This is a genomic window from Gluconacetobacter sp. (assembly GCF_047721585.1).
Taxonomy (GTDB): Bacteria; Pseudomonadota; Alphaproteobacteria; order Acetobacterales; family Acetobacteraceae; genus Gluconacetobacter; species Gluconacetobacter dulcium.
In genome coordinates this window covers 102,575-126,528 of sequence record NZ_JBDNXE010000001.1, presented here as the reverse complement: position 1 = coordinate 126,528, position 23,954 = coordinate 102,575, and the positions used below count along the sequence as shown (strand labels likewise).

18 protein-coding genes are annotated in these 23,954 nt (G+C 65.5%); 5 read left to right on the top strand and 13 right to left on the bottom strand.

Annotated features, from left to right (window positions below; genetic code table 11):
- Positions 1 to 8: 8 nt before the first annotated feature.
- The 3 genes from ABF821_RS00545 to ABF821_RS00535 form a co-directional block, all read right to left on the bottom strand.
- Positions 9 to 1,043 (bottom strand): TonB-dependent siderophore receptor, encoded by a 1,035-nt coding sequence (locus ABF821_RS00545; RefSeq protein WP_415528668.1) that lies wholly within the window; start codon positions 1,041 to 1,043, stop codon positions 9 to 11.
- Positions 1,044 to 1,188: 145 nt separating this feature from the next.
- Positions 1,189 to 2,160 (bottom strand): FecR family protein, encoded by a 972-nt coding sequence (locus tag ABF821_RS00540; protein ID WP_415528667.1) that lies wholly within the window; start codon positions 2,158 to 2,160, stop codon positions 1,189 to 1,191.
- A gap of 130 nt (positions 2,161 to 2,290) precedes the next feature.
- On the bottom strand, positions 2,291 to 2,818 hold the full coding sequence (locus ABF821_RS00535) for an RNA polymerase sigma factor (RefSeq protein WP_415528666.1): 528 nt from the start codon (positions 2,816 to 2,818) through the stop codon (positions 2,291 to 2,293).
- 565 nt (positions 2,819 to 3,383) lie between these two features.
- On the opposite strand from ABF821_RS00535, the gene ABF821_RS00530 reads away from it, so the two are divergent.
- From ABF821_RS00530 to ABF821_RS00515, 4 genes are all read left to right on the top strand, one after another.
- On the top strand, positions 3,384 to 3,788 hold the full coding sequence (locus tag ABF821_RS00530; RefSeq protein WP_415528665.1) for a CidA/LrgA family protein: 405 nt from the start codon (positions 3,384 to 3,386) through the stop codon (positions 3,786 to 3,788).
- On the top strand, positions 3,785 to 4,504 hold the full coding sequence (locus ABF821_RS00525) for an LrgB family protein (protein WP_182974937.1): 720 nt from the start codon (positions 3,785 to 3,787) through the stop codon (positions 4,502 to 4,504). Before ABF821_RS00530 ends, ABF821_RS00525 begins: the two co-directional genes overlap by 4 nt.
- A gap of 97 nt (positions 4,505 to 4,601) precedes the next feature.
- Complete coding sequence (locus ABF821_RS00520; protein WP_415528664.1) at positions 4,602 to 5,201, top strand: TetR/AcrR family transcriptional regulator; 600 nt, start codon at positions 4,602 to 4,604, stop codon at positions 5,199 to 5,201.
- Between the two features lie 49 nt (positions 5,202 to 5,250).
- Positions 5,251 to 6,408 (top strand): iron-containing alcohol dehydrogenase, encoded by a 1,158-nt coding sequence (locus ABF821_RS00515; protein WP_415528663.1) that lies wholly within the window; start codon positions 5,251 to 5,253, stop codon positions 6,406 to 6,408.
- On the opposite strand, the gene ABF821_RS00510 is transcribed toward ABF821_RS00515, so the two are convergent.
- Entirely contained in the window at positions 6,405 to 7,883 is a 1,479-nt protein-coding gene (locus ABF821_RS00510; RefSeq protein ID WP_415528662.1) for a peptide MFS transporter, read from the bottom strand. The two genes, ABF821_RS00515 and ABF821_RS00510, sit on opposite strands and share 4 nt — an antisense overlap.
- A 236-nt stretch (positions 7,884 to 8,119) precedes the next feature.
- Between ABF821_RS00510 and ABF821_RS00505 the strand changes: the two genes are divergently transcribed.
- Entirely contained in the window at positions 8,120 to 9,034 is a 915-nt protein-coding gene (locus ABF821_RS00505) for an alpha/beta hydrolase family protein (RefSeq protein WP_415528661.1), read from the top strand.
- A gap of 54 nt (positions 9,035 to 9,088) precedes the next feature.
- On the opposite strand, the gene ABF821_RS00500 is transcribed toward ABF821_RS00505, so the two are convergent.
- The 9 genes from ABF821_RS00500 to glgX all read right to left on the bottom strand — a co-directional run bounded on the left by ABF821_RS00500 (position 9,089) and on the right by glgX (position 23,951).
- Positions 9,089 to 10,624, bottom strand: coding sequence for a methyl-accepting chemotaxis protein (locus ABF821_RS00500; RefSeq protein ID WP_415528660.1), 1,536 nt, complete (start codon positions 10,622 to 10,624; stop codon positions 9,089 to 9,091).
- 335 nt (positions 10,625 to 10,959) lie between these two features.
- Positions 10,960 to 11,823, bottom strand: coding sequence for a polyphosphate kinase 2 (gene ppk2 / locus ABF821_RS00495; protein ID WP_375288987.1), 864 nt, complete (start codon positions 11,821 to 11,823; stop codon positions 10,960 to 10,962).
- A 157-nt stretch (positions 11,824 to 11,980) separates the two neighbouring features.
- The gene (locus ABF821_RS00490) at positions 11,981 to 13,396 is read right to left on the bottom strand and encodes a carbohydrate porin (RefSeq protein ID WP_415528659.1); all 1,416 of its coding nucleotides are present in this window, start codon (positions 13,394 to 13,396) and stop codon (positions 11,981 to 11,983) included.
- A gap of 63 nt (positions 13,397 to 13,459) precedes the next feature.
- Positions 13,460 to 15,070 (bottom strand): inorganic phosphate transporter, encoded by a 1,611-nt coding sequence (locus tag ABF821_RS00485; RefSeq protein WP_415528658.1) that lies wholly within the window; start codon positions 15,068 to 15,070, stop codon positions 13,460 to 13,462.
- A 163-nt stretch (positions 15,071 to 15,233) separates the two neighbouring features.
- Positions 15,234 to 17,846, bottom strand: a complete 2,613-nt coding sequence (gene treY / locus ABF821_RS00480) for a malto-oligosyltrehalose synthase (RefSeq protein ID WP_415528657.1) — start codon at positions 17,844 to 17,846, stop codon at positions 15,234 to 15,236.
- Positions 17,843 to 18,658 (bottom strand): 4-alpha-glucanotransferase, encoded by an 816-nt coding sequence (locus ABF821_RS00475; RefSeq protein ID WP_415528674.1) that lies wholly within the window; start codon positions 18,656 to 18,658, stop codon positions 17,843 to 17,845. Before ABF821_RS00475 ends, treY begins: the two co-directional genes overlap by 4 nt.
- Positions 18,655 to 20,064, bottom strand: coding sequence for a 4-alpha-glucanotransferase (locus tag ABF821_RS00470; RefSeq protein WP_415528656.1), 1,410 nt, complete (start codon positions 20,062 to 20,064; stop codon positions 18,655 to 18,657). The genes ABF821_RS00475 and ABF821_RS00470 overlap by 4 nt, the downstream gene beginning before the upstream one ends.
- Positions 20,057 to 21,832, bottom strand: coding sequence for a malto-oligosyltrehalose trehalohydrolase (gene treZ, locus ABF821_RS00465; protein WP_415528655.1), 1,776 nt, complete (start codon positions 21,830 to 21,832; stop codon positions 20,057 to 20,059). Before treZ ends, ABF821_RS00470 begins: the two co-directional genes overlap by 8 nt.
- A complete protein-coding gene (gene glgX / locus ABF821_RS00460; protein WP_415528654.1) occupies positions 21,825 to 23,951 on the bottom strand; it encodes a glycogen debranching protein GlgX in 2,127 nt (708 codons plus the stop codon). Before glgX ends, treZ begins: the two co-directional genes overlap by 8 nt.
- Between the last annotated feature and the right edge of the window lie 3 nt (positions 23,952 to 23,954).

The window sequence follows — 23,954 nt, the reverse complement described above, 5'->3', positions numbered from 1 at the left end:
TGGCCGCCTCAGCAGCCAATCCAGTTCCTACACCACGCCATGGGGCACAGCCCAGCGACACGATATCGTAGATTGCCAGATTTGGTCAGTTTATCACTAAAATCAACCGTAGACTGATATCGTCCCCAATTACCAAAACCGACAGAAACTTGATGCAACGGCGTGTCAGTTGGCTTCTTGAGGCTCATGGCAAGCATGCCACCCGGTGTCGTCTGGCCGTACATAACTGACGCGGGCCCATTGATGGCCTCAATACGCTCCAAGAAAGCTGTTTCGCCTGCACTTTGCGAGTTGCTTAAAAGACCATCGACAAACTGGTTTGTAGAGAAGCCTCTTTGATAAAACGATATACTGTCCGCTGCTGCATTACCGTTATTGAAAGTGCCAGAAGCGCCAGCATAAAGGCCCGCTGTGTATTTCAGCGCGTCCATGACTGTTTGTGCGCCTTGGTCGAGCATCTGCTGTTTAGTTACAACGTAAATCGAACTCGGGATTTCAGTTATTGGCGTGTCGGTCTTTGTTGCTGACATCGTGTTCTCGGCGAAGTAGCCGCTACCAGGCCCCGTTGGGTCTTGTCGGGCGACTTGGCCGCCCACACGAATAGGCCCAAGAGTGATATTGGCAGAGGCTTTAACGAGCGTCACAACATTTCCTGAAAGACGATAAGTCAGGCCCGTTCCGTTCAGGATTTGTGTCAGCGCCGCACTCACTGGCATGGTACCAGAAATCGCAGAAGAACGTAGCCCATCGCTTAACTCTGTGCCGTAGGCGAGTTGTGTGCCCGTCGCGTTCGACAACGCGACAAGTGCCGACGACAGTTTTTGAGCAGGAATATTCAATGTGAATTTCCGCTCAACACTCGTCGTGGAGGCAGGGGTATCGGCTGATGCCGCCTTGATAGGGACAATGACGACGGATGCGAGCGCCGTTGTCAGGCCAAGCATGCGCATCAGGGAAAGTGTCACGAGGGGCGCTCGGATCGTGCGTTCCCTGGCATTTACGGAGAGCAGATCGGCACCGGCCGTCGCGATCTTGGGATGCATGGTTTTTTACCGTCGTCCTTGCGTAAGGGGCAATGCCCACCGTCATATGCAAATGCGAAAAAATCGCACCTATTGTTAAAGACGGACGACGAACGACACTGGTCGGCGGTGAAGCGTTTTTTCCATGATTTTTTTGGATGCCCGGTCAGCTTGCGGCGGACAGGGTGACAAGCCAGGGCGTGAAATGCCGGACGCGCAGGTGAAGCGAGCCAGCCAGGGTCTCAATCGCGGCGTCAGGATTGCGGGCATCGAGCGCGGCTGTCACCGGAAGGTCGCGTAATCGGGAGTCCGTGATGAAAATGCGGCCGCGCCGATAGCGCGAAAGCTCTGTCGTAAGGTCAGCCAACCTCATACCATCGGCGACAATGCGTCCATTTCGCCAACCGAGGATGGACGCCGTGTCCACCGCCAGCGGCCCCAGCGTTTCACCCGGCGCGCAACGCATCTGCCGGCCCGCCGTCAGCACGATGCCTCCCCGAGGTGGCTTGACGGTCAGTTCATGCTCAACGGCCGTCACCAAAGTGGCGTCACCCAGACGGTTCACGTCAAAGACGGCACCCGCTGTCTGCGTGACCGCAGGGCCGGCATCCACGATGAATGGCCGCGAGGGGTCGTGCCGGGCGGTGAACAGCGCCTCACCGTCATGGAGGGTAATCCGCCGGGCCTGCGGTGACCATGAAACGGAGATGGCCGAACTGCGGGCAAGTTCCACCAGCGAACCATCCGCCAAGGTTACGGTTTTGCCTGCCCGCGTGCCCGTCCTGTAGTCGGCAAAGACTTCGGGATGCGTCAGAAGATAGCTGCTGCCAGATGCCACCCCGACGACCGCGGCGGCGGCTCCGGTTATCATACGGCGACGGGTCACCCGGAATGAACCAGCGTCATTTGCGGCGACAGGCTTTTCCTTCGTCGGAGTGGGTGTCAGTGCCGGAGCGAGGTCATCAAGGCGAGACCACATGCCCGTTGCCCGCTCCCAGGCCTGTTTTTCCCGATCTCCCTGATTGAGCCATGACGTGAAGTCGTGTTTCTCGTCTTCCGTGACATCGGCATCATTCAGGACCATGAGCCACTGGCGCGCTTCCTGCCGGATCTGGGCATCGGATTTGGGGTGCGTCATCGTGTGCGTGGTCTTTCTGGATATCCGGCAACGATCTTGTGGACCGTATCCGCCCAGCCACAGAGGTGGCGTGAATGGCCCTCTATACAGAAAGACGGATGACGAGCGAGAAGGGGAAAAGAAACCGGAATTATTTTTCGGGCGCGCCGGATGGTGGGTCCAGCGCATCTTCCACGGCGGTCAGGGCAGTCATCATATGGCTCATGACCATATGCCGGCTCATCCCAAGCATCTCCCCAATCTTGTGGTAGGAAAGCCCCTCAAACCTGGCGAGCATGAAAATCTCGCGACTGCGTGGCGGAAGCGTATCGAGCACCGCCCGCAGGCGTTCGATCTGGTCGCGCTGGATCGTCGCATCTTCAGGAGAAACGGTTTCGGCGATGACATGTTCGGTCCGGGCGTCGTCGGCCTGCACCTCGATGCCGTGGCGGGCGCGCCGCAGATGGTCGATCGCCAGATTGGTGGCAATCCGATACAGGTATTTGGCGGGGTTATCCGGCATGACGGTGCAGCCGCCCCTTGCGATCCTGACCCACACGTCCTGGGTAAGGTCTTCAGCAAGTTCACGATTGCCCAGTTTCTGGAGCAGGAAGCGTAACAGGCCGGGTCTCTGCTCCGAGAATATTTCCGGCCAGGTTCTGGAACCGGAACCCGTCATGTTCAGCTACCTTCCCTCCGCGCATGCCGTTCGTAGACACGCAGAATCGCATATTAATAATAATGCGAACAAATCTCAATATGCCGCATGCTCCAGCGCGTATGCGCATTCCAGAGGTCAGTCTCGTGGCATGGCCCGCTTGATGCGTTGGGCGTGGGTCCCCAGCAAGGTCGCTTTTACGTCCTCATAAAGTCGAGGAGGGACGAAGTCATATGCGAACGGATCATTTTGCCTCGGCAGAGGGCGAAGATCAAAGCCGGACCAGTCGACTTGATTGACTTCGTTGACGACAATCCATGATCGCGCGTCGTTCAGGCCGAGATGCCGTTTGACCCATCGAGGCATTTCCCCGGCAGCAGCATCAGGGGCGGGCGGCAACTGTCACGCGGGTTGCCCTGCCGTCCGTTTTCTCTACCGCCAGAACGATGACTCAGGGTCGATGCGTGCGGCCTTCTTTCCCTCGCCTGATGCGTCATGCCGCATGCGGCGGCCTCCGCTGTCGCATTTTCGCGATCATGTTGTTATTCCCTCCAGGACCGGTCCTCCTGTGAGAGGACCAGCACCAATGGAGACCGCGATGCCATCGGCGATGCTCATCCTTGTCGGATGCCAACTTCTGGGGGAATTGCTGCGCACCACGTTTCACCTCCCGGTACCCGGCCCGGTCATCGGCATGTTCCTGCTGACCCTGGCACTCGGCATCCGCGCAAAGCGGATCGGCCAGGCCATCACGCCCGCACCGCTGAAGCCGGTGGCCGAAGGCTTGATCGCCAATATGGGCCTGCTGTTCGTGCCCGCCGGCGTCGGAATCATCGCCGAGGCCGGCGTGATCCGCAAGGAATGGCTGCCCATCATCGTCGCCGTCGCCGGTTCGACCATCCTCAGCCTCATCGTAACAGCGCTGGTCATGCACTGGACCCTTCCGCGAACGCCCGCAAACCCCGCCGAGCGTGAAGGAAGCATGTCATGAACGCCGCGCTCCATCATCTCTGGACGCCACTCTCCGCCACCCCGCTGTTGTGGATGGTGGTCACGCTGGGGGCCTATGTCATCGGCCGCCAGGTCCAGAAGGCATGTGGAGGGTCCCCCTTCGCCAGCCCGGTACTGATCGCGATCCTGATCGTGGCGGCGACCCTGCTGGGCACCGACACGTCCTACGACACCTATTTCGCCGGCGCGCAATTCATCCATTTCCTGCTCGGCCCGGTCACGGTGGCGCTGGCCGTGCCGCTGGCCGAGAATTTCGCACTGGTCCGCCGCCACCTCTCCAGCATCGGCCTCGCCCTGCTGGCCGGGTCGCTCACTTCGGTCCTCAGCGGCGTGGGTCTTGTCTGGCTCCTGGGCGGTTCGCGCAGCGTCGCGCTGTCCATGGCCCCCAAGGCCGTCACCACGCCAATCGCCATGGCGGTATCCGGCCAGATCGGTGGCGTGCCCGCCCTCACCGCGTCCCTGGCAATCCTGGGCGGCATCCTGGCGGCCATCATCGGCCGGCATATGCTGGTGCGTTTCCAGATCGCCGACTGGCGCGCGCACGGCCTCGCCGCAGGCGTCGCCGGCAGCGGCATCGCGGCGGCCCAGGTCGCAGCCCTCGACGAAGTCGGGGCCGCCTTCGCCGCGCTCGGCATCGGGCTGAACGCCCTGCTGACCGCCGTGCTGGTCCCGCTGCTGGCCACCCTGTGGCGTTGAACGCTGGCCGAACATGCGCGCGGGCAACACCCCAGCGCGCATTTCATAAAGCGACAATCCACTAGCCGACCGGTCTAATCCCGTATAGCCTCGCTGCATGAACGCAGCCTCCGTCCATCACGATGTCCGCCGCCATATCCTCGATACGGCGCGCCCGATCATCGGCAGCAAGGGCTTCTCGGCGGTCGGGCTGAACGAGATCCTCGTCGCGGCAGAGATCCCCAAAGGCTCGTTCTATCATTACTTCGCGTCGAAGGAGGCTTTCGGCGAAGCGCTGCTGGAACAGTATTTCACAGCCTATCTCGCCCGCATCGACGCGCTGCTTGACCAGCAGGACGGCACTGCCGGCCAACGTTTCATGACCTACTGGGTCCAATGGCGCGACGCCCATGTGGCCGGCACGGTCCACGACCATTGCCTGGCCGTGAAACTCGGCGCCGAGGTCTGCGACCTGTCCGAGCGGATGCGCCTTATCCTGCAGGACGGCGCCACCGCCGTGGTCAACCGGCTGGCCCGTTTCATTGCGGCCGGCCAGCAGGACGGCTCGCTGCCCGCGATGCAGGATGCCCGTCCGCTGGCGGCATCCCTCTACCAGCTCTGGCTGGGGGCGACGCTGCTGGCAAAATTCACGCGCGACCGTCACCCGTTCGACGCCGCCATGGCAACCACCCGCCGCCTGCTCGGCCTGCCCGCCTGACCTGACGTTCCGCCGGACGGGCTCCCCGGCCCGAAGGCAAGGAGATACCATGCAGAATTTCGAATTCTACAATCCCACCCGGATCATCTTCGGCAAGAACACGATCGCCCAGCTCGCCGACCATGTTCCGGCCCAAGCACGCGTCCTGGTCCTGTATGGCGGCTCCAGCGCCGAAAAGAACGGCACGCTGGCCGAAGTCCGCGCAGCCCTCGGTGCGCGCACGGTGCGCGAATTCGGCGGCATCGAAGCCAACCCCACCTACGAGACCCTGATGCGCGCGGTCGCGACCATCCGTGCGGAGGGGCTGGATTTCCTGCTGGCGGTCGGCGGTGGATCGGTGATCGACGGCACCAAATTCGTCGCCGCCGCCGTCAATGACAAAGGCGACGCCTGGGACATCCTGCGCACCCATGGCAGCAACGTCAGCGAAGCCCTGCCGTTCGGCAGTGTCCTGACATTGCCGGCCACCGGGTCGGAAATGAACAGTTTCAGCGTCATTTCCCGCACGGAGACGAAGGAGAAGCTCGCCTTCGGCAGCCCCCATGTCTTCCCGCGCTTCTCGGTGCTGGACCCGACCAAGACCTACACCCTGCCGGTACGGCAGGTCGCCAACGGCGTGGCCGATGCCTTCACGCATATCATGGAACAATACCTGACCTACCCGGCCGGCGGCATGGCGCAGGACCGTTTCGCCGAGGGGCTGCTGCTGAGCCTGATCGAAATCGGGCCGCAGGTCATCGCCAACCCGCATGATTACGACCTGCGCGCGAACCTGATGTGGATCGCGACCCTGGCACTGAACGGCCTGATCGGCGCCGGCGTGCCACAGGACTGGGCAACGCACATGATCGGCCATGAACTGACGGCCCGCCACGACATCGACCACGCCCGCACGCTGGCCATCGTCCTGCCGTCCATGCTGCGGGTCCGCAAGGAGGCCAAACGCGGCAAGCTGCTGCAATATGCCGAACGCGTCTGGAACCTGCGCTACGGCACCGAGGACGAACGGATCGAGAGCGCAATCGAACGCACGCGCACGTTCTTCGAAAGCCTGGACATCCCCACCCGCCTGTCCGCCTACGGTCTCGGCACCGAGACGATCGACGGCGTGATCGAGCAGCTCGAACGGCACGGCATGACCGCCCTGGGCGAACACCAGGACATCACGCTGGACGTCAGCCGCCGCGTTCTGGAAGCCAGCCTCTAAACGCCCACATGCTCACGGTCCCACCGTCGCGTAAGCGGTAGCAACACCGCGAACAGGACCGTGATCACGCCGGCGGCAATAGCCAGGGTCAGAAACAGGCCGGCATACGCCGCAGCCCCCGCCGCAGGCTGCGCGGGGGCACCGGCCGCCAAATTGGCGACCATGCTGCCCACATACATCGCCACCCCCATCGACAGCAGATACGACCCCATCATGAATCCGCCCATCGCGGCCGGTACATAGCGCGCAATCACCGCCAGTCCCAGCCCGCCGACCAGCAGTTCGCCCACGGCCAGCGCGCCATAGGCTGCGATCATGAACCAGGGTGACACCAGCCCCGCCCCGCCCGAGAGCGCACCCAGCCACCAGATCACGAACGCCAGCGTCACCAGGCTGTAGCCCACGACGAATTTCCGCGCGATCGGCAGGTCGCGCCCCTGCCGGGCAAAACGCCGATAGAGAAAGGCCAGGATCGGGCTGGCACTCATGATCCAGATCGGGTTAAGGGCCTGGAACTGACCGGCCGACATATGAAAAAGCGTCACCCCGCCCAACGTCACATCGCCGCGTACCGCACGCAGGGCGAACAGGGTCAGCGAGGTCGCCATCTGCTGGTAGAACACGAAATAGAGCATGCCCTGAATCGAGAGCATATAGGCCATCCGCAACCCCGGCCGCTGCGCCGGCGCGGCACGACGATAGATCAGGGTCCACATGACCAGAACCGCCAGTGCGGCCAGCCACACGCAATCCCGCGCCAGGGCGGGGCGGTCCAGAATCAGATGCAGCCCCGAAATGGCCGCCACGACGCCCAACAGCAGAGAAGCCACCGGCCCTGCCGCCAACGGCGCGAAATCAGGCGCCGAGCCAACGTGACGCAGCCGGCCGCGCAAGACGGTATAGACGCACAGACCAAACAGAAGCCCGGCGGAACAGGTGGCAAATGACACGGCCGGCCCGAAATGGTCCTGCAACAGGGGCGTCAGCAGGATCGACGCGGTCGAACCGACATTGACGGCCATGTAATAGAGCGTGAACGCGGAATCGAGCGCCGCATCGTCGCCTTCATAGATCCGGCGGACCAGATTGGCGGCATTGGGCTTGAAGAATCCGTTGCCGGTCGCGATCAGCGCCATGGCCACCGTCATCAGCCCGACATGAACCGTCGCCACTGCCAGCGCGGCATAACCGCCCATCATGCAGGTGGCCCCAAGCAGCATCGCCCGACGCGACCCCAGCACCCGATCCCCCAGCCAGCCGCCGACCACCGGCAGGGCGTAGGCCATGGCTGCGAAGGCCCCCATCAGCAGATTCGCCCGCGCATCCGCCATGCCGAGCTGCCGCACCATGAACAGCAACAGCACGGCCTGCATGCCGTAGTAACCGAACCGCTCCCACAATTCGATCGCGACCACGACAGCGAAGGATGAAGACCGCGTGGGCCGCGACGAAACGGAAGAAAGTTCAGACGGCATGCGTTTCCTGACAGATGACTAAAACGGGTCATAGATTTCCGTTTTCAATAGACTGTTCATCCAGTCGGACAAGCGCAAACGTTGCGCAGGCGGGCGAAAGCGGGGCGCACCCATTCGGCACGGAAACGCGGACAATGCACCACCGCCACTGGCCGGCCCCGTCCGATCTCGGCATGTTGGCCCCAACCGGAACGACAGGCCGGATCGCCCCACGGCACGACGAGAAAGGATCAGGGATGGAACAGAGCCAAGACGGCGCACAGGACCCCGCCCGGCATGCGGTGGGCTATCGTGGCTTGACGATCCATGACGGGGTGCAGGATGCAGATATCCCCTTGGCGATCCTCTATCCCACTACCGGCATACCGCGCCCATACCGCTTCGGCCCCTACCACTTACCCCTCGCCGCAGGAGCGATAGAGGGGCATGACCGCCCACTGATCGTGCTCTCCCACGGCAATGGCGGGTCGCCCTGGGTCTATCGCGATCTGGCAATGGCGCTTGCCGCGCGCGGCTTCGTGATCGCCATGCCAAAACATCCCGGCAACAGCCTGAACGACGACGCGCTGGCCCGCACGCTGGCCAATCTGGAAAACCGTCCCCGCCATGTCTGCCTGAGCATAGCCGCCGCCTTCGCAGACCCGATAGTAGGTTCGGCCCTGCGGCCCGAGCGCGTGGCACTGATCGGCCACTCCCTGGGCACCTACACTGTGCTGGCGGCAGCGGGCGGCCAGCCCTGGAGCGGCCGCCACGGCCCCGAAGCCCCGCCGCGCCGCATCGCGGTCACGCACGACCGGCGGGTGCATGCCCTGGTGCTGCTGGCACCAGCCACCGGATGGTTCCGCCCCCCCGGCGCCCTGTCGGCAGTCCGCTGCCCGATCCTGATGCGCACAGCCGCCGAAGACGACGTCACCCCGCCAGCTTTGGCCGATATCGTAATGCAGGGCGTCCCCGATCCGGCGCTGGTCGATAACCGCTGCGTCCCCGGCGCGGGGCATTTCTCGTTTCTCAGCCCCTTCCCCGCGAACATGGTCCGCCCGGATTTTCCGCCGTCACAGGACCCGCCGGGCTTCAACCGCACGACCTTTCAGCACGTCATGGCGGAAGAGATCGGCACCTTCCTGCACCGGACGATGCCGGGCCAGCCATAAGCGTAACCGTCATCCCCGGTAGTACCGGGATCGGCGGCCCGTCGCCGCGCCGGCTCACTCCGTCCGGATCAACGCCAGCCTGGGTTTCTGCCGCGCGAACACGGGCCGCATCTCGCCTGCCGACAGGGTGAATCCCGCGACCATCCGTGTCAGTTCGTCGGATGTCGCCACCAGATTGCGCACTGCCGAGGCACTCGCCTCGGCGACGGCGGCGTTCTTCTGGGTCGTCTGCTCCAGGCCACCCATGGCGATATTCAATTGGCTGATGCCGGCCGATTGTTCCTGCGTTGAAGCCGAAATGGTCGACATGACATCATTGATCTGCTGCACCTGCGACATGATGCGCTGCAACGCATCGCCCGCCTCATGCACCAACGCCACCCCAGCTTTCACCTGTCCGCCCGAGAGATTGATCAACGCGGAGATTTCGCGGCCTGCATCGGCCGAACGCTGCGCCAGCGCACGGACCTCGCTGGCGACCACGGCGAAGCCACGGCCGACATCCCCCGCCCGAGCCGCCTCGACACTGGCATTGAGGGCCAGAATATTGGTCTGGAATGCAATCTCGTTGATGATCCTGATAATGCCCGCCATTTCCTGCGAGGACTTCTCGATCTCCGAAATCGCCTGGATCGTACCATGCACCACGCTGCCCGCATGCTCGGCATCGCCGCGCGCTGTGCTGGCCATCTGGCTGGCCTTCAGCGTTTCCTCGGCCGTTCTCGTGATCCGTTGGGTGATCTGACCCAGCGCCGCCGACATTTCCTCCTGCGTCGCGGCCTGCTGCTCGCTGCGGCGGGACAGGTTTTCAGCCCCTTGGCGGATTCCGTCGGCATTCGACACGATATTCGTCGCATTCACCGCAATCTTGCCCAGACTCTGTTCCAGCGTTTCGGCTGTCTGGTTGAAATGCGCCTTCAGCGCATCCAGTCGCTCCGGGATCCGGCCACCTTCGATGCGATGGGTCAGATCACCATTGGCCAGCGCCGTCAGCGCATTGCCGATGATCTCGATCACCTCGCGATCCTCCTGGGCACGGCGATCCTGTTCCGCCTGCATCTCGACGCGCGCCTTGTCGATGTCGGCCAAATAGGACGATATCGTGAGGTCGATCTCCATCAGCACCACCTTGCACAGGCTGCCGATCGTCTCCCCCACATTCCGCGACACCCGTGACGAGGTCCGGGAGAAAAATCCACCCTGCGACAGCATGTCGTTAATCAGGGACTGGACGAGATGATTGAGGATGATCCCGTAGCCGCCGATATACAGGCTCGGATCCAGCCCGATGCGGGCATGCACCGAACCGATTGCCCGGACCTTCTTCACATATTCGTCGTCGAACCGAGCGCCAGAAATCCGTTTCCAATGCATCTTCTGAGCATGTTTGGCGTGCTCGATCTGCAATTCGGAAGAAAAGAAGCTCAGGGCTTTCGGGGTCCGGCGAACCTGAGCATAAAATTTATCAAGGGCGGGCGACACCTCCCGATCAATAAGAGCCTGAACAGATCGGATAGAACGAAAGTCATTTTCGTTCATCTCAACGAAATCTTGCCTGGATTTAAATTCAGACAGATCATGATTGTTCATAATTATTTCTCTATTGCGCAATACTTGAGAGCCACCGGAAACGAGCATTCCATTTGGACTCCCATAAATTTAATATTTATATAACGGGAATCGTTTTAGGTTATATCGTCCTGTTCTTTTTTCCTTCGGGAAAGAATCTCTCCCGTCCCTCCATAGGGGAGCGCAGAGCTATTGATGAATGGCTTTCTTCAAAACTCTTTTGTCACAGGACGCTGGCCTGCGTTCTTAAGGAAGAAACCCAACAGCAGGTACAGGGGCATGCAAAATCGCTCCAGGCTTTCGGAGCAGCGCGAACGCGGGGGCCTGTAGGTCTCCCCCGCATCCGGCATATCGCGTCAGTAGCGCGACGGAACGATCATGGCGTCCGGGGTCGGCTGCCGCTCATAGTCGGGATGATGAACGCGCTCAGGCAACACCACGTCCGGCTTCGGCACCGGCCCATAGGGCACAAGCGAGAGCAGGTGAGCGATGCAATTCAGGCGCGCGCGCTTCTTGTCCACCGCCTGCACCACCCACCAGGGGGCTTCGTCAATGCTGGAACGCTCGAGCATCGTCTCCTTCACGCGGGTATAATCTTCCCAACGGCGGCGGCTTTCCAGATCCATCGGGCTGAGTTTCCACTGCTTCAGCGGATCTTCGATCCGCGCGCGGAAACGGGCCTCCTGTTCGTCATCGGTGATTGAGAACCAGAACTTGACGATCTGGATGCCGCTGCGGACAAGCATGCGCTCGAACTCGGGCACCGAACGGAAGAACTCCTCGTATTCATCTTCGGTGCAGAAGCCCATGACACGCTCGACACCGGCACGGTTGTACCAGCTCCGGTCGAACAGAACGATCTCACCCGCCGCCGGCAAATGGGCCACGTATCGCTGGAAATACCATTGCGTGCGCTCACGGTCGCTGGGGGCCGGCAAGGCGGCAACGCGACACAGGCGCGGATTCAGGCGCTGGGTGATCCGCTTGATTGCACCACCCTTGCCGGCGGCGTCCCGTCCCTCGAAGATCACGACCAGACGATGGCCTGTCGTTTTCACCCAGTCCTGCAACTTGATCAGTTCGCCCTGAAGACGAACCAGTTCGCGGAAATAAACGCGTCGGAACGCGCGATCGGCTGCATCGAGTTCCCCCCCGATGGCCTCTTCCTCCAGAGTAAGTTCGAACTCTTCGTCCAGATCGTCGATGAGTTCGCGGCGCATCTGCACACGCTCGCGTTCCTCCGCTGAAAGGCTGTTCAGATCCTCATCGTCCATTGTCGCTGCCTCCTCGCCGCGCGCCATGCGCCGCATTCGCCGGAATAGGATTTCCCACAGACAAACACCTTGAAATTTTCATGAAATCCACAGCGTCAGCTTCTCAGAACGTAGTGGTCATGTTCACACCCAGCACGACACCGTTGTCGATCGACCGGCCGGTCTCCGGGTTGAACGATGTACCGCCGACATGCCAGAAATACTGAAAATCCGGTTGGACAATAAGATACGGCGTCACGGCCGCCTGATAGGTCGCCTCGATATGCTGTTCGGGCTTCAGCGCGCCGGCCAGACTGGTGCCCAGACGCACGGCGTCGTGCGCGTTCCCGATCGCCCTGCTACCGTAAAATCCAGTTCCCCAGGCAAGACCGATCGTATCGTCGGTGCGGCCCGGAACCAGGCCGTCTAACGTCAAGCCCCCCTGTATTTCGGTCGAATACCGATTACGCAAGCCGTCATTCGCGGTGGCGCGCATGAACAGGCTGATCGTCTTGCTCGATCCCGGCACGGCCCGCCAGATCATCTGGTCGGCCACCACGTACATCATCCAGTTATCGTGATGATAGAGGGGCTGACCTGTGCTGTCCGGCGAGGCCAGCAGGCCGCCGTGACTGTCGTATCGCTGATCGGGGAACCGCCCGGTGTCGTAGAGCCCGCCGAGCTTCCACGTCCCTGGCAGGCTTGGCGCACCCTTACCAGCAATCCAGAGGGCGAGATCGGCTGAAAACTGGGCTTCACCGATGAACAGCGTGCCGCCGCTGGTCGAAAACGCCGTACCCGAGGGGTCGCGCTGCGTGGGTGCCTCATTGCTGTAGAACGGGCCGCGCGTCGGGTTGTCGTCGGTGACGGCCCCCATCAGCACCAATGGGTCGATCGGTGCCCATTTCGCCCGCACTCCCAGAGCGGAGAATGGCCAGGATGGCCCTCCGGAATACAGGTTGCTGGACGTGGAGAGCGGCCAGCCGAAACTGGAATTAAGGAAGAAAGAGGCATTCTGGCTGACGAGAAATTCCGTATCAAGGTCGATCGACCCGACGCGGACATCCAGCCGGTTTGCAAAGAATCCTTGACCGTACCAGAGTTCGAACAGCCGGGTCGAACGTCCCACATCGTAGCCGCTGACGGCATTCACCGCCCCCAGCCGCTCGCTCGTCAGAGATCGGCCGCGGATCTGCAACGCGCTGACATTCAGTAACCCGTTGGGCCACCCGAAGCCCCGCTGGGTATCGAACATCACGGTCATGGCGGTCATGCCGTCATAAGTAGGACCGGGGTGAAGGCCGCCGGCGGCCAGGCCCCATAATTCCTCGACATCCTGCATGTTGATCCGGATGCCGTGACGGGCCAGCCAGGGTCGCGCCCCGGCCGCCTCGCCCAGAAGCTCGCTACCGGTGTCTTCGGGAGGCTGCACTTCCATCGGCGTCGGCGGGGGCAGCGGCACACCCGAGGGCAGAATATCGGTTACCTGCGGCGTGGTGGCGGCCAGAACACCGCCACCTGCCGTCAGGGGACAAATCATGGCCAGAACACCCGCCATACGGCACAGAACCGAAGGGGGTAATCTGACCGTCATGGCCTCGGATCAGAAGACATGTCTCAGAATAAAGAAGAGTACGCCGCTGATCAACATAGCGGCAGGCAGGGTGATCACCCAGGCCATGGCCATGGTGCGCAGCGTCCGCCATTGCAAGCCCGAGCCCGCCGCCGCCATGGTGCCCGCCACGCCGCTGGAAAGGATATGGGTGGTGGAGACCGGTAGACCATAGCCCTCGGCCAGGCCGATCGTCCCCATCGCGACCAGTTCCGCCGAGGCACCCTGCGCGTAGTTCAGATGCGTCTTGCCGATCTTTTCGCCCACGGTGACGACGATACGCTTCCAGCCGACCATCGTGCCCAGGCCCAGTGCTACCGCGACCGCCACCTTGACCCATGTGGGGATGAAGCGCGTGCCCGCGTTGAGCTGCCCCATGAAGCCCTTCAGACCGGCGGCCTCGGCCCCTGCGAAGGCGTTGGTCTTGCCCAGCACGCGGATCGCATCCGACACCAGATACATGTCGGTGCGGACGTTCGGCACCTGTGCGGCGGGGATGGCGTTGAGGGTGCGGTAGCCCTTGACCGAATTCGCGATATCGTCGGAGAGCACGGCCAGCGCGCCATAGACCTGTCCATCCGCAACCGCCCGGTCGCGCAGTGCCGCCGTTACCCGCGCGCGGGCCGCCGCGACATCATCGACATCGGTGCCCGCCATGTGATGGCGGAAGATGCCCGCGGCGTCACCGGCCGACTGGACGAAAGCCGGCATTGCGGCTTCCGGCATCGCGCGGTTGAGGGCGTAGGCGGTGGGTGCGGCGCCGATCAGGATGAGCATGATCAGGCCCATGCCCTTCTGCCCGTCATTGCCGCCGTGGAAATAGGAAACGCCGGTGCAGGTGCCGATCAGCAGGCCGCGAATCCACAATGGGGGCGGCTTGTGGCCTTCGGGGGTCTCGAACAGCGTTCGGTTGCGCACGAGGACGCGGAACAGCCAGAACAGCGCCATGGACAGTATGAAGCCGCAGAGCGGACTGAACAGCAACGCACTGAAAACCTTGGACACTTGCGACCAGTCGACGCCGTAGGTGGCGGCCCCGGCGGGCGCCATCAACTGGTTGGCGATGCCCACCCCCATGATCGAGCCGATCAGGGCGTGCGAGGAACTGTTGGGTACCCCCATCGCCCAGGTCGCGAGGTTCCATACGATCGCGGCGATCAGGAGCGCGAAGATCATCGCATATCCCGCGCCGCTGCCGACCTGGAGGATGAGTTCGACCGGCAGCAGCGTGACCACGCTGTAGGCGACGGCACCGGATGAGACCAGCACGCCCAGAAGGTTCCACACGCCCGACCATACGACAGCCACCATGGGCGGCATGCTGTTGGTGTAGATCACGGTCGCGACCGCGTTGGCCGTGTCATGGAAGCCGTTGACGAATTCGAAGCCCAGCGCGATCAGCAGCGCCAGCGCCAGCAGGGCGAAGGCCCCGATCGCCAGTCCGTTCCCGCCTGCCGCCCGCACGTCGGCCAGGACGCTGTAGCCGACGAAACCCAGCGCGCACGCCAGCACGGCCAGGAAGAATATCCTGAACGCGGGGGTTCCCCCACTCTCCATTCTAGGACGCAGAAAATGACTGCGCGGTATGGTTGTCTCCGACAAGGCTTCCCCCCCTTGGCCAAAAAGTGCTGTGACAGCGCGACACTCAGCGGAAAGTCCGGTCCAGAAACAGTGAAGTTATTTTGAAAGGGGAACCGTGCCCCATGCACGGAGCGGCCTTTCCGTGCGATATCCGCAGGATGGCCGAACTGCCGCCATCGGGCGTTCAGCCGGATACCAGCACATCCAGCGGCGCTCCGCCGGCCAGCATGGCGAGGTCCAGCATCGCCGCACGGTCGATGATGCGGTCCGGGTGGAGCAGCGAGCGCCACGGCCCGGCGGGGGCATCGTCCCAGTCCAGCGTCGTGCCGCGCCACAGCATCGCCGGGCAGGACAGGTTGGCCGGGTCCGGCATCAGGGCAGCGGACAGGCGCGGCGCGACCACCAGCATCGTGGTACCTTCCGTCACGCGGGTGAAGGCGAGCAGATGCTGCCGCCGCGTGCCCGCGACCCGGACCGGACGGTACGCGCCATCGGCAAACAGGGCCGGATAAGTGGCCCGGAACCGCAGTACGGCCGCGATCAGCGTCTGTTTTACTCTGCCGTCGCGCCAGTGCGGCAGCAGCGACCCGACATCCGCGCTTTCGGCCAGGGCCGCCATGCGGGCCGGGAAATCCACCGGGCGGCGGTTGTCGGGATCGACCAGGCTGAAATCCCAGAACTCGCAGCCCTGGTAGAGATCTGGCACGCCGGGGCTGGTCAGGCGCAGCAGCGTCTGCGCCAGCCCGTTGAGGGCGCCGGCGGGGGCGATCTGGTTGGCGAACGCATCGACCATCCAGGGGAAGCGGTTTTCGGGGTGGGCGGACAGCAGGGCGGCGAGGTAGGCGCCGCAAGCCTCCTCGTAGGCGGGTTCCGGGTCGATCCAGCTTGTGTGACGCTTGGCCTCGCGGAGCGCCTTGACCTGCCAGGCGGCTATGCGGTCGTGGAAGTCCGGGGTGATCCTGTGTTCGAGCGGGCTGTCGCCGATCGGCCAGGCGCCCAGCAGGGTCTGGTAGAGGATCAGTTCGTCGGCGCGGTCGGGTGCCGTGCAGGGGCCGGACCGGGTGGCGACACGGTGGCGCAAGGGCGCATTGAACTCGCTCCAGCGGGTGGCGACGCGCACCCATTCCTGCGCCAGTTCGGACAGCACCGCGATGCGGGCGCGGGCGTCCTCGCCGCGTTTATGGTCGTGGGTGGCGGTGGCGAGCATGGCGCGGGGCCAGTCGCGCTGACGCGCGATATTGGCGGCGTGAAAGGCGGCGACCGTGCCGCCGAAATGGCCGGGATGCGTGCCGACATCGTTGCGCGACAGCAGGCGGCCATAGCGGTAGAATCCTGTATCTTCTACCGATTTTGCGGCCAGTGGGGCTGTCAGATGCACGAAGCAGGCGATGGCTTCGGCGGGGCCGCCGGGGCCGAGTTGACGCTCCAGCCAGTCCAGAACCGGCTGCTGTGCCGGCACCAGCGTGGGGCGCACGGTCTGGCAGACGGTGTGCAGGACCGCGCTGTCTTCGTCATAGGTCCGGTAGACGGGAAAGCGGATCAGGATCTGGCGCAGCACACGGTCCAAGGCGGGCGGCGTGAAGTCGCGGGCGCGCGGGTCGCGGCGGGCGAGGCCGGACAGGACGTGGACCAGGCGGGCGAGATCGGCGGCCAGGGTGTCGTTCAGCACCACCTCGCGTGCCGCCTGTTCTTCCTCGCGGAAACTGGTGGCGCCGCCGGCGCCCCAGACCCACAGATCGTCCAGCGCATCGGCGCCGCGCTGGTCGTGGAGCAGCAGGTCGACCTGTTCCAGAAAGTCGTAGCCGGTGGTGCCGTCGATCGGCCAGTCGGCGGGCAGGGCTTCGTCCGCCGCCAGAATCTTCTCCACATAGAGGGGGGTATTTGATGGGGCCTCGGGAGGGCGGCGTGGGGCAGCGGCGGACAAGGCGCGATGCAGGCGAGAGGTGTAGGCATGGGGGTCGGTGAGGCCGTCGATGTGGTCCACCCTCACGCCGTCGATCAGCCCGTCTTCATACAGGTCGATGACGGTACGATGCACGGCGTCGAACACGTCGGGATGTTCGACGCTGAGGCCGGCCAGCGTGGTGATGTCGAAGAAGCGGCGCCAGTTGATCAGGTCGGAGGCCGTGCGCCACCAGGCCAGCCGGTAATGCTGACGCTCCAGCAGCGCGTGCAGGCGCGCCCGGCCCTCCGGGCTGTCGGGCGCCATGCGCGCCAGGACGGCGTCCGGCGATCCGTCGGCGTCCGCGAACAGGTCGGCATAATGATCCGGGCAGATCGGGAAGCGATGCTCGTAATGCCAGCAGGCGAACGAGCCGTCGGCCGCGTCGTGGCGCAGGCGCAGCGTGCCGTTTTCCAGGCAGTCGCCATAGGGCTCGGCCAGGAACGGCAGCAGGACGCGGCCGCGCAGGCGCTCGTCCGGCGGGTTCCAGTCGATGTCGAACATATGCGCGCACCGGCTGGCCTGGCCCCACGCCAGAACGTCCTCCCACCACGCATTGCCGCTGCCGCCGACCGCCATGTGGTTGGGTACGATATCGAGGATCAGGCCCATGCCGCGCGCGCGCAATCGGGCCACCAGCCGGGCCAGGGCTTCGCGGCCGCCCAGTTCGGGGTTGATACGGCTGTAATCGAGCGTGTCATAGCCGTGGGTCGAGCCCGGACGGGCGGCCAGCAGCGGCGAGGCGTAGAGATGGCTGATGCCCAGGTCGGCGAAATAATCGACCAGCTTCACAGCGTCGTCGAGCGTGAAGCCGGCGTGGAATTGCAGGCGGACCGTTGCGCGGACACCTGTCATGCCGGGCTCCGTGCCGTGCGCAGCAGGTCCAGCCGGCGGGCGGCGTCCGGCCGGGCCAGCAGCGGCGGGCCGGGCGGATAACGCTGCTGCCAGTTGGGATGGCCGGAGACGGTGCCGGGCAGGTTGGGCTGCTCGGGCAGGCCCAGCGCGTCTTCCAGCGGCAGGATGGCCAGCGGCGACGCGGCCGCGCCGACGAAGCGGGTGGCCGCATCGACCACCTGGGCCGCGCCGTCGGGCGTGACCGGGGGAAGTTCTGGCGCCTCGGGCGGGTGCAGCGCCGCCCACAGGGCCGCGCGGTCATGCGCGCGGGCGGCCAGCGCGTCTTCGGCGCGGGTGCCGCGCGGCAACTGGCGCAGGGTCTTGCGCCAGCCGATATCGGTGGCCTGCCACCAGCCGGCGACCGTCGGCAGGTCGTGCGTCGTCGTCATGGCCACGTCGTTCGTTCCCCATTGATCCGGCGGCAGGAACATGCCCTGAGCGTCGCGCTGGAACCACAGCACGTTCATGCCCATGATGGAACGCTGCGCGGCACGGGTGCGGAAGCCCGCGGGCACGGTGCCCAGGTCCTCGCCGATCACCACCGCGTCGTGCCGGTGCGATTCCAGCGCCACCAGCCGCATCAGGTCGCGGCCCGGAAAGGACAGATAGGCGCCGTCGGCGGCCGAGGCGCCCTCGGGGATGACCCACAGCCGCTCCAGCCCCATGACATGGTCGATGCGGATGCCGCCCTGGCGCGTCAGCGTCGCGCGCAGCGTGTCGATGAAGGCGCTGTAGCCGTGGGCGCGCAGCGCGGCGGGGGAGAAGGTGGTCAGCCCCCAGTTCTGCCCCAGCGGGCCGAGCGGGGCGGGCGGCGCGCCCGCCCCCCCCCCGCAAAAGAAAAAATGCTCCTTCGGCCCGCACAGGGTCCCCCCCCCATACCGGGGCCCCCCCGCGGCCCGGCCCCCCCCCCGGGGGGGGGGGGGGGGGGGGGGGGGGGGGGGGGCCCGCCCCCCCCCCCCCCCCCGCCCCCCCCCGGGGGGGGGGGGGGGGGGGGGGGGGCCCCCCCCCCCCCGCCGATCAGGAAATCGTCCTGGTTCGCCCAGCACTGGCTGCCACCCGGATCGGTGCCCACCGCCAGGTCCGCGATCAGGCCGATGCGCATGCCCGCCGCGCGCGCGGCCTCGCCCGCGCCATGCAGGCTGCGCGCCGCCAGCCATTGCAGGAACAGGTGGAAACCGACCTCGTGATGACGCTCGGCCGCGAAGCGCGCGACCTCGGGGCTGGCGGGGTTGCGCAGGGGGGCGGGCCACGCGCGCCAGTTGCCGCCGCGCGGGCCACGGCCGAGCTGATGCGCCTGAAGCGCCTCGAACACCGCGTGACGGTGCAACGCGGGGCCATGGGCGGCGACGAACGCCGTCAGTTCGGGCGGCGGGGTATCGCGGATATGCTCGTCATACAGGCCGCGCAGCATGCGCAGCCGGAGCGCCGCCGCCGCCGGCCAGTCGATCAGCGGGGCCTCTTCCAGCGCGTGCGTGGCCTGCGGCGCGATGCGCAGCCGGCGCATCATCGCCCCGATATCATGCGTGGAAAACCAACTGCGCATATCGGCCAGCAGCACGTTCAGGAACAGCCGGCTGGACGGGGAATAGGGGCTGAACTGCGTGGGGCATGCGCTGAACATGGCATGGACCGGGCTGATGGCCAGCGCATCGGCCCCGGCCGCCGCCGCCTGCCGCGCCAGGTCGGCCAGCGCGCCGAAATGGCCGATGCCGCCATCGTGCCGCGCGCGCAGGCCGGGGATCTGCACCGACAGGCCCCAGCCGCGCGCGCCTTCCGTCGCATCGGCCACCGTGCGGCAGCGGGCCGGCGCGATGGCCAGCACGACGCGCCGGCCCGCGATGTCCAGACGGTGATAGCCGACCCGCGCGATGGCGGGCAGCCGCACGCGGCCGTCGCGCGAGCGGCCGGCCTCGCCTTCGAGCGAGCCGCCATCCTCATAATCCAGCCGGAACGCCGTCTGGCGGGACAGCGGTCGCAGCGGCAGCACGGTGGCGACCCCGACCTGCCCCACGATCATCGGCGGCAATGCGTCTTCCTCGGGCATCGAGCCGTCTTCGAGCACGCGCAGCAGGCTGCGCAACGTATCGAGCCCGACCCGATGCGAAGCGCCGGCGGCATCCTGCCAGACCGTGACCAGCCCGGCCTTGCGAGCCCGTGCGCGCAGGGTCCGGTCATCCATGGGCGGGCTCGGCCAGATGGATCGTGACGGCGTGGCGCGGCAGCCGGGCTTCGGTGCCGGCGGCGGGCGGGTACTGGAACAGGACCGGGCCGGCGACCCAGTCCGGCAGATCGACCGTGTCCGCGCCCAGATTGAGGCCGACCGACAGGATCGCGCCGTCGGCCATGCGCCAGCGCGCGGCCACCGCGCCCGGCCCGACGACCCGTGCCCCCAGCCCCTGCGCGCCGCGCAGGCGCGGCGTGATGCGGGCATGGCGCAGGCGCAGCAGGCTGGCGAAGAAGGCCAGCCAGTCCTGCCCTTCCGGCGTTTCGGCCTCGTCCGGCGGCGGGATCGAGGCGGCGAAAGTGGCGGGGTCGTTGGGGTTGGGGATCGTCTCGCGCCGGGCCGGGTCGCTGAAATGGGCGAAGGCCGCGAATTCGCGGCGGCGGCCGTCGCGCACGATGTCGCCCAGGATCGGCGGATGGCTGGTGAAATACAGGAACGGCCGGCGGGAGCCCCATTCCTCGCCCATGAACAGCATCGGGATCTGCGGGGACAGCAGCAGCAGGCCGTAGGCGGCGCGCAGGGCCTGCGGGGCGGCCAGCACCGTCAGCCGCTCGCCCAGCGCGCGGTTGCCGATCTGGTCGTGATTTTGCAGGAACAGGACGAAGGCGGTGGCGGGCAGGCCGCCCGTTTCCATGCCGCGCGGATGACCGAGGGTGGGGAACATCTCGCCCTGGAAGGCGAAGCCCTCGGCCAGCACCCGCGCCAGCCGCCCGGCGGGGTCGGTGGCGAAATTGGCGTAATAGCCCTCGTCCTCGCCCGTCAGCAGCACATGCAGGGCGTTGTGCCCGTCATCGTTCCACTGGGCGTCGAAGCCCGCGCGCAGCAGGCCGGAATCGTTGTTCTCGTTCTCCAGGATCAGATGCACATGGCGGCCGGGCTCGACCCGCGCGCGGACGTGGGCCGCCAGGTCCACCAGCCAGTCACGCTCGCCGATCGCCTGCACCGCATCGAAGCGCAGGCCGTCGAACCGGTATTCCATGAGCCAGTACAAGGCATTTTCGGCGAAATACGCCTGCACTTCGGGCTGGCGGAAGTCGATGGCGTCGCCCCACGGCGTGGGCCGGCCGGCATGGAAGAACGGAGCGGCGTAGGCGGCAAGGAAATTTCCCTCCGGCCCGAAATGATTGTAGACGACATCGAGAAAGATCATCATGCCCAGCGCGTGGGCGTGATCGACCAGCGCCTTGAGCTCCTCCGGCGTGCCGTAGGACGATTCCGGCGCGTAGGGCAGCACGCCGTCATACCCCCAGTTGCGGCCGCCTGGAAATTCCGACAGCGGCATCAGTTCCACCGCCGTGATCCCCAGCGCCTTGAGCCGGGCAAGCTGCGCGCGCACGCCGCGAAACCCGCCGGCCGCGCCGACATGGATTTCGTAGATGACCGCCTGTTCCCACGGCAGGCCGCGCCAGTCGTCGTCCTGCCACGCATAGGCGCGGGGATCGACCACCTGGCTTGGCCCCGACACGTCGCGCGGCTGGGCGCGGGAGGCCGGGTCGGGCACCGCCAGATGCGGGTTGAGCCGGTAGCGGTAGAGCGCGCCGGCGCCGCAGGGGGCCGTGGCCTCGAACCAGCCATCGGCATCGCGCGCCATCGGCACCGGGGGATGGCCTTCGATTTCCACCGACACGCTGGCGCAGGACGGTGCCCAGAACCGGAAGCGCGTCTGCTGCGGCGCGAGCAGGGTCGCCCCGAAATGACCCGAGAACGCATGGGTTTTACGCATCGGCCGTTCCCTTTGCATGCTGGCCATCCGGCGTGAAGCCGAACAGCGCCACGGCGTGGGCACCGACCGTCCAGCGCGCCAGCCTGTCCGAACGGGTGCCGGTCCGCGTGGGATCGGCACTGTCGAGCAGCAGCGTCCATTCGCCCGAAACCGGCGGCAGGATGCAGTCCTGGTCCTCGTCGCCCGTGTTCATGATCAGATAGGTGCTGTCGGTGGGGCCGTCATCGGTGCTGGAGCGGAAAAGCCCCAATATTCTTCCATGTTCGTCGTTCCAGGCGTCGGAGGTCATGGGGTGGCCCTCGGCGTCGTACCAGGCGATGTCGAGCAGGCCCGGCGCTGTTTCGCGCTTGCCGTACAGGTAGCCGCGGCCGCGCACCGAGGCGTGGGCGGCGCGCAGGGCGGCCAGTTGGCCGACATAGGCGGTCATCGCCTGTCCGGCCGGTGTGGCGGCCAGCGGCCAGTCCAGCCAGGACGTGGCGTTGTCCTGGCAGTAGGCGTTGTTGTTGCCGTTCTGGCTCTGGCCGAATTCGTCGCCCGCCAGCAGCATGGGCGTGCCCTGCGAGAAGAACAGCGTGGCCAGAATGGCGCGGCGCACCCGGTCGCGCACCGCCAGGATCGCCGGATCGTCGGTCGGGCCTTCCACCCCCCAGTTGCGGCCGAGATTGTCGGAATGGCCGTCCTGGTTATTCTCGCCGTTGGCGTCGTTATGTTTATGATCGTAGCTGACCAGATCCATCAGCGTGAAGCCGTCATGCGCCGTGACGAAATTGACCGATGCCCAGGGCCGTCGCCCGCATCGGTCGAAGATGTCGGCCGAGCCGGCGAGACGGGCCGCCATGTCGCCGCGCGTCAGCGCGTCGCCCCGCCAGAAGCGACGCAGCGTGTCGCGATAGCGGTCGTTCCATTCCGCGAAGCCCGGCGGATGGTTGCCGAGCTGGTAGCCGCCCGGCCCAGGATCCCACGGTTCGGCGATCAGCTTGCGGGTGGACAGGACCGGGTCCTGGCGCAACACGTCGAAGAAGCCGCTGAACGGGTCGAACCCGTAGCTCTCGCGCCCCAGGGTGGAGCACAGATCGAAGCGGAACCCGTCGATATGGAAATCGACCGCCCAGTGACGCAGGGAATCCATGACCATCTGCAACACGCGGGGGTGCGACAGGTTCAGCGTATTGCCGCAGCCGGTATCGTTGATCAGGTGGCGTTCGTCCTCCGGCACCAGGCGGTAATAGACGGCGTTGTCCAGGCCGCGATAGCACAGGGTCGGGCCGAGTTCGTTGCCCTCGCACGTATGGTTGTAGACCACATCGAGGATGACCTCGATGCCGGCCGCGTGCAGGCGGCGGATGGCGGTGCGGATCTCGTGCGGGGAGCCTTCGGCCAGATAGGCGGCCTGGGGGGCGAAGAAGGACAGCGTGTTGTAGCCCCAGTAATTCGTCAGCCCGCGTTCGACCAGGAACCGCTCCTTGACGAAGGAATGGACCGGCATCAGTTCCAGCGTGGTGACGCCGATGCGCAGCAGGTGATCGATCAGGCGCGGGTCGGACAGGGCGCGGAAGGTGCCGCGTTCGACCGGCATCAGGTCGTTGCGCCGCATCGACAGGCCACGCACATGGGCTTCCATGATCACCGTGCGTTCCCACGGCACGCGCGGCAGCCGGTCGTCGCCCCAGTTGAAGGCGTCGTTGGTGACGACGCTTTTCGGCATCGCGGGCGCGCTGTCGCGCCGGTCGATCGACAGGTCGGCGCGCGGCGAGTTGACGCGGTAGCCGAACAGGGAGTCCGACCACGTCAGCGCGCCATGCAGCGCGCGGGCATAGGGATCGACCAGCAGCTTGTGCGGGTTGAAGCGGTGGCCGCGCAGCGGTTCGTACGGGCCGTAGGCGCGGTAGCCGTAGAGCATGCCGGGCCGGGCGTCGGGCAGGTAGCCGTGCCAGACTTCGTCGGTGCGCTCGGGCAGTTCGAACCGCGCGACTTCGCGCCGGCCCGAGTGATCGAACACGCAGAGGTCGATCCGGTGCGCGTTGGCCGAGAAGACCGCGAAATTGACGCCCAGCCCGTCCCATGTGGCGCCCAGCGGCGCCGGGGCGCCGCGCGTCAGGCGGGCGGGAAAGCGCATCACGAT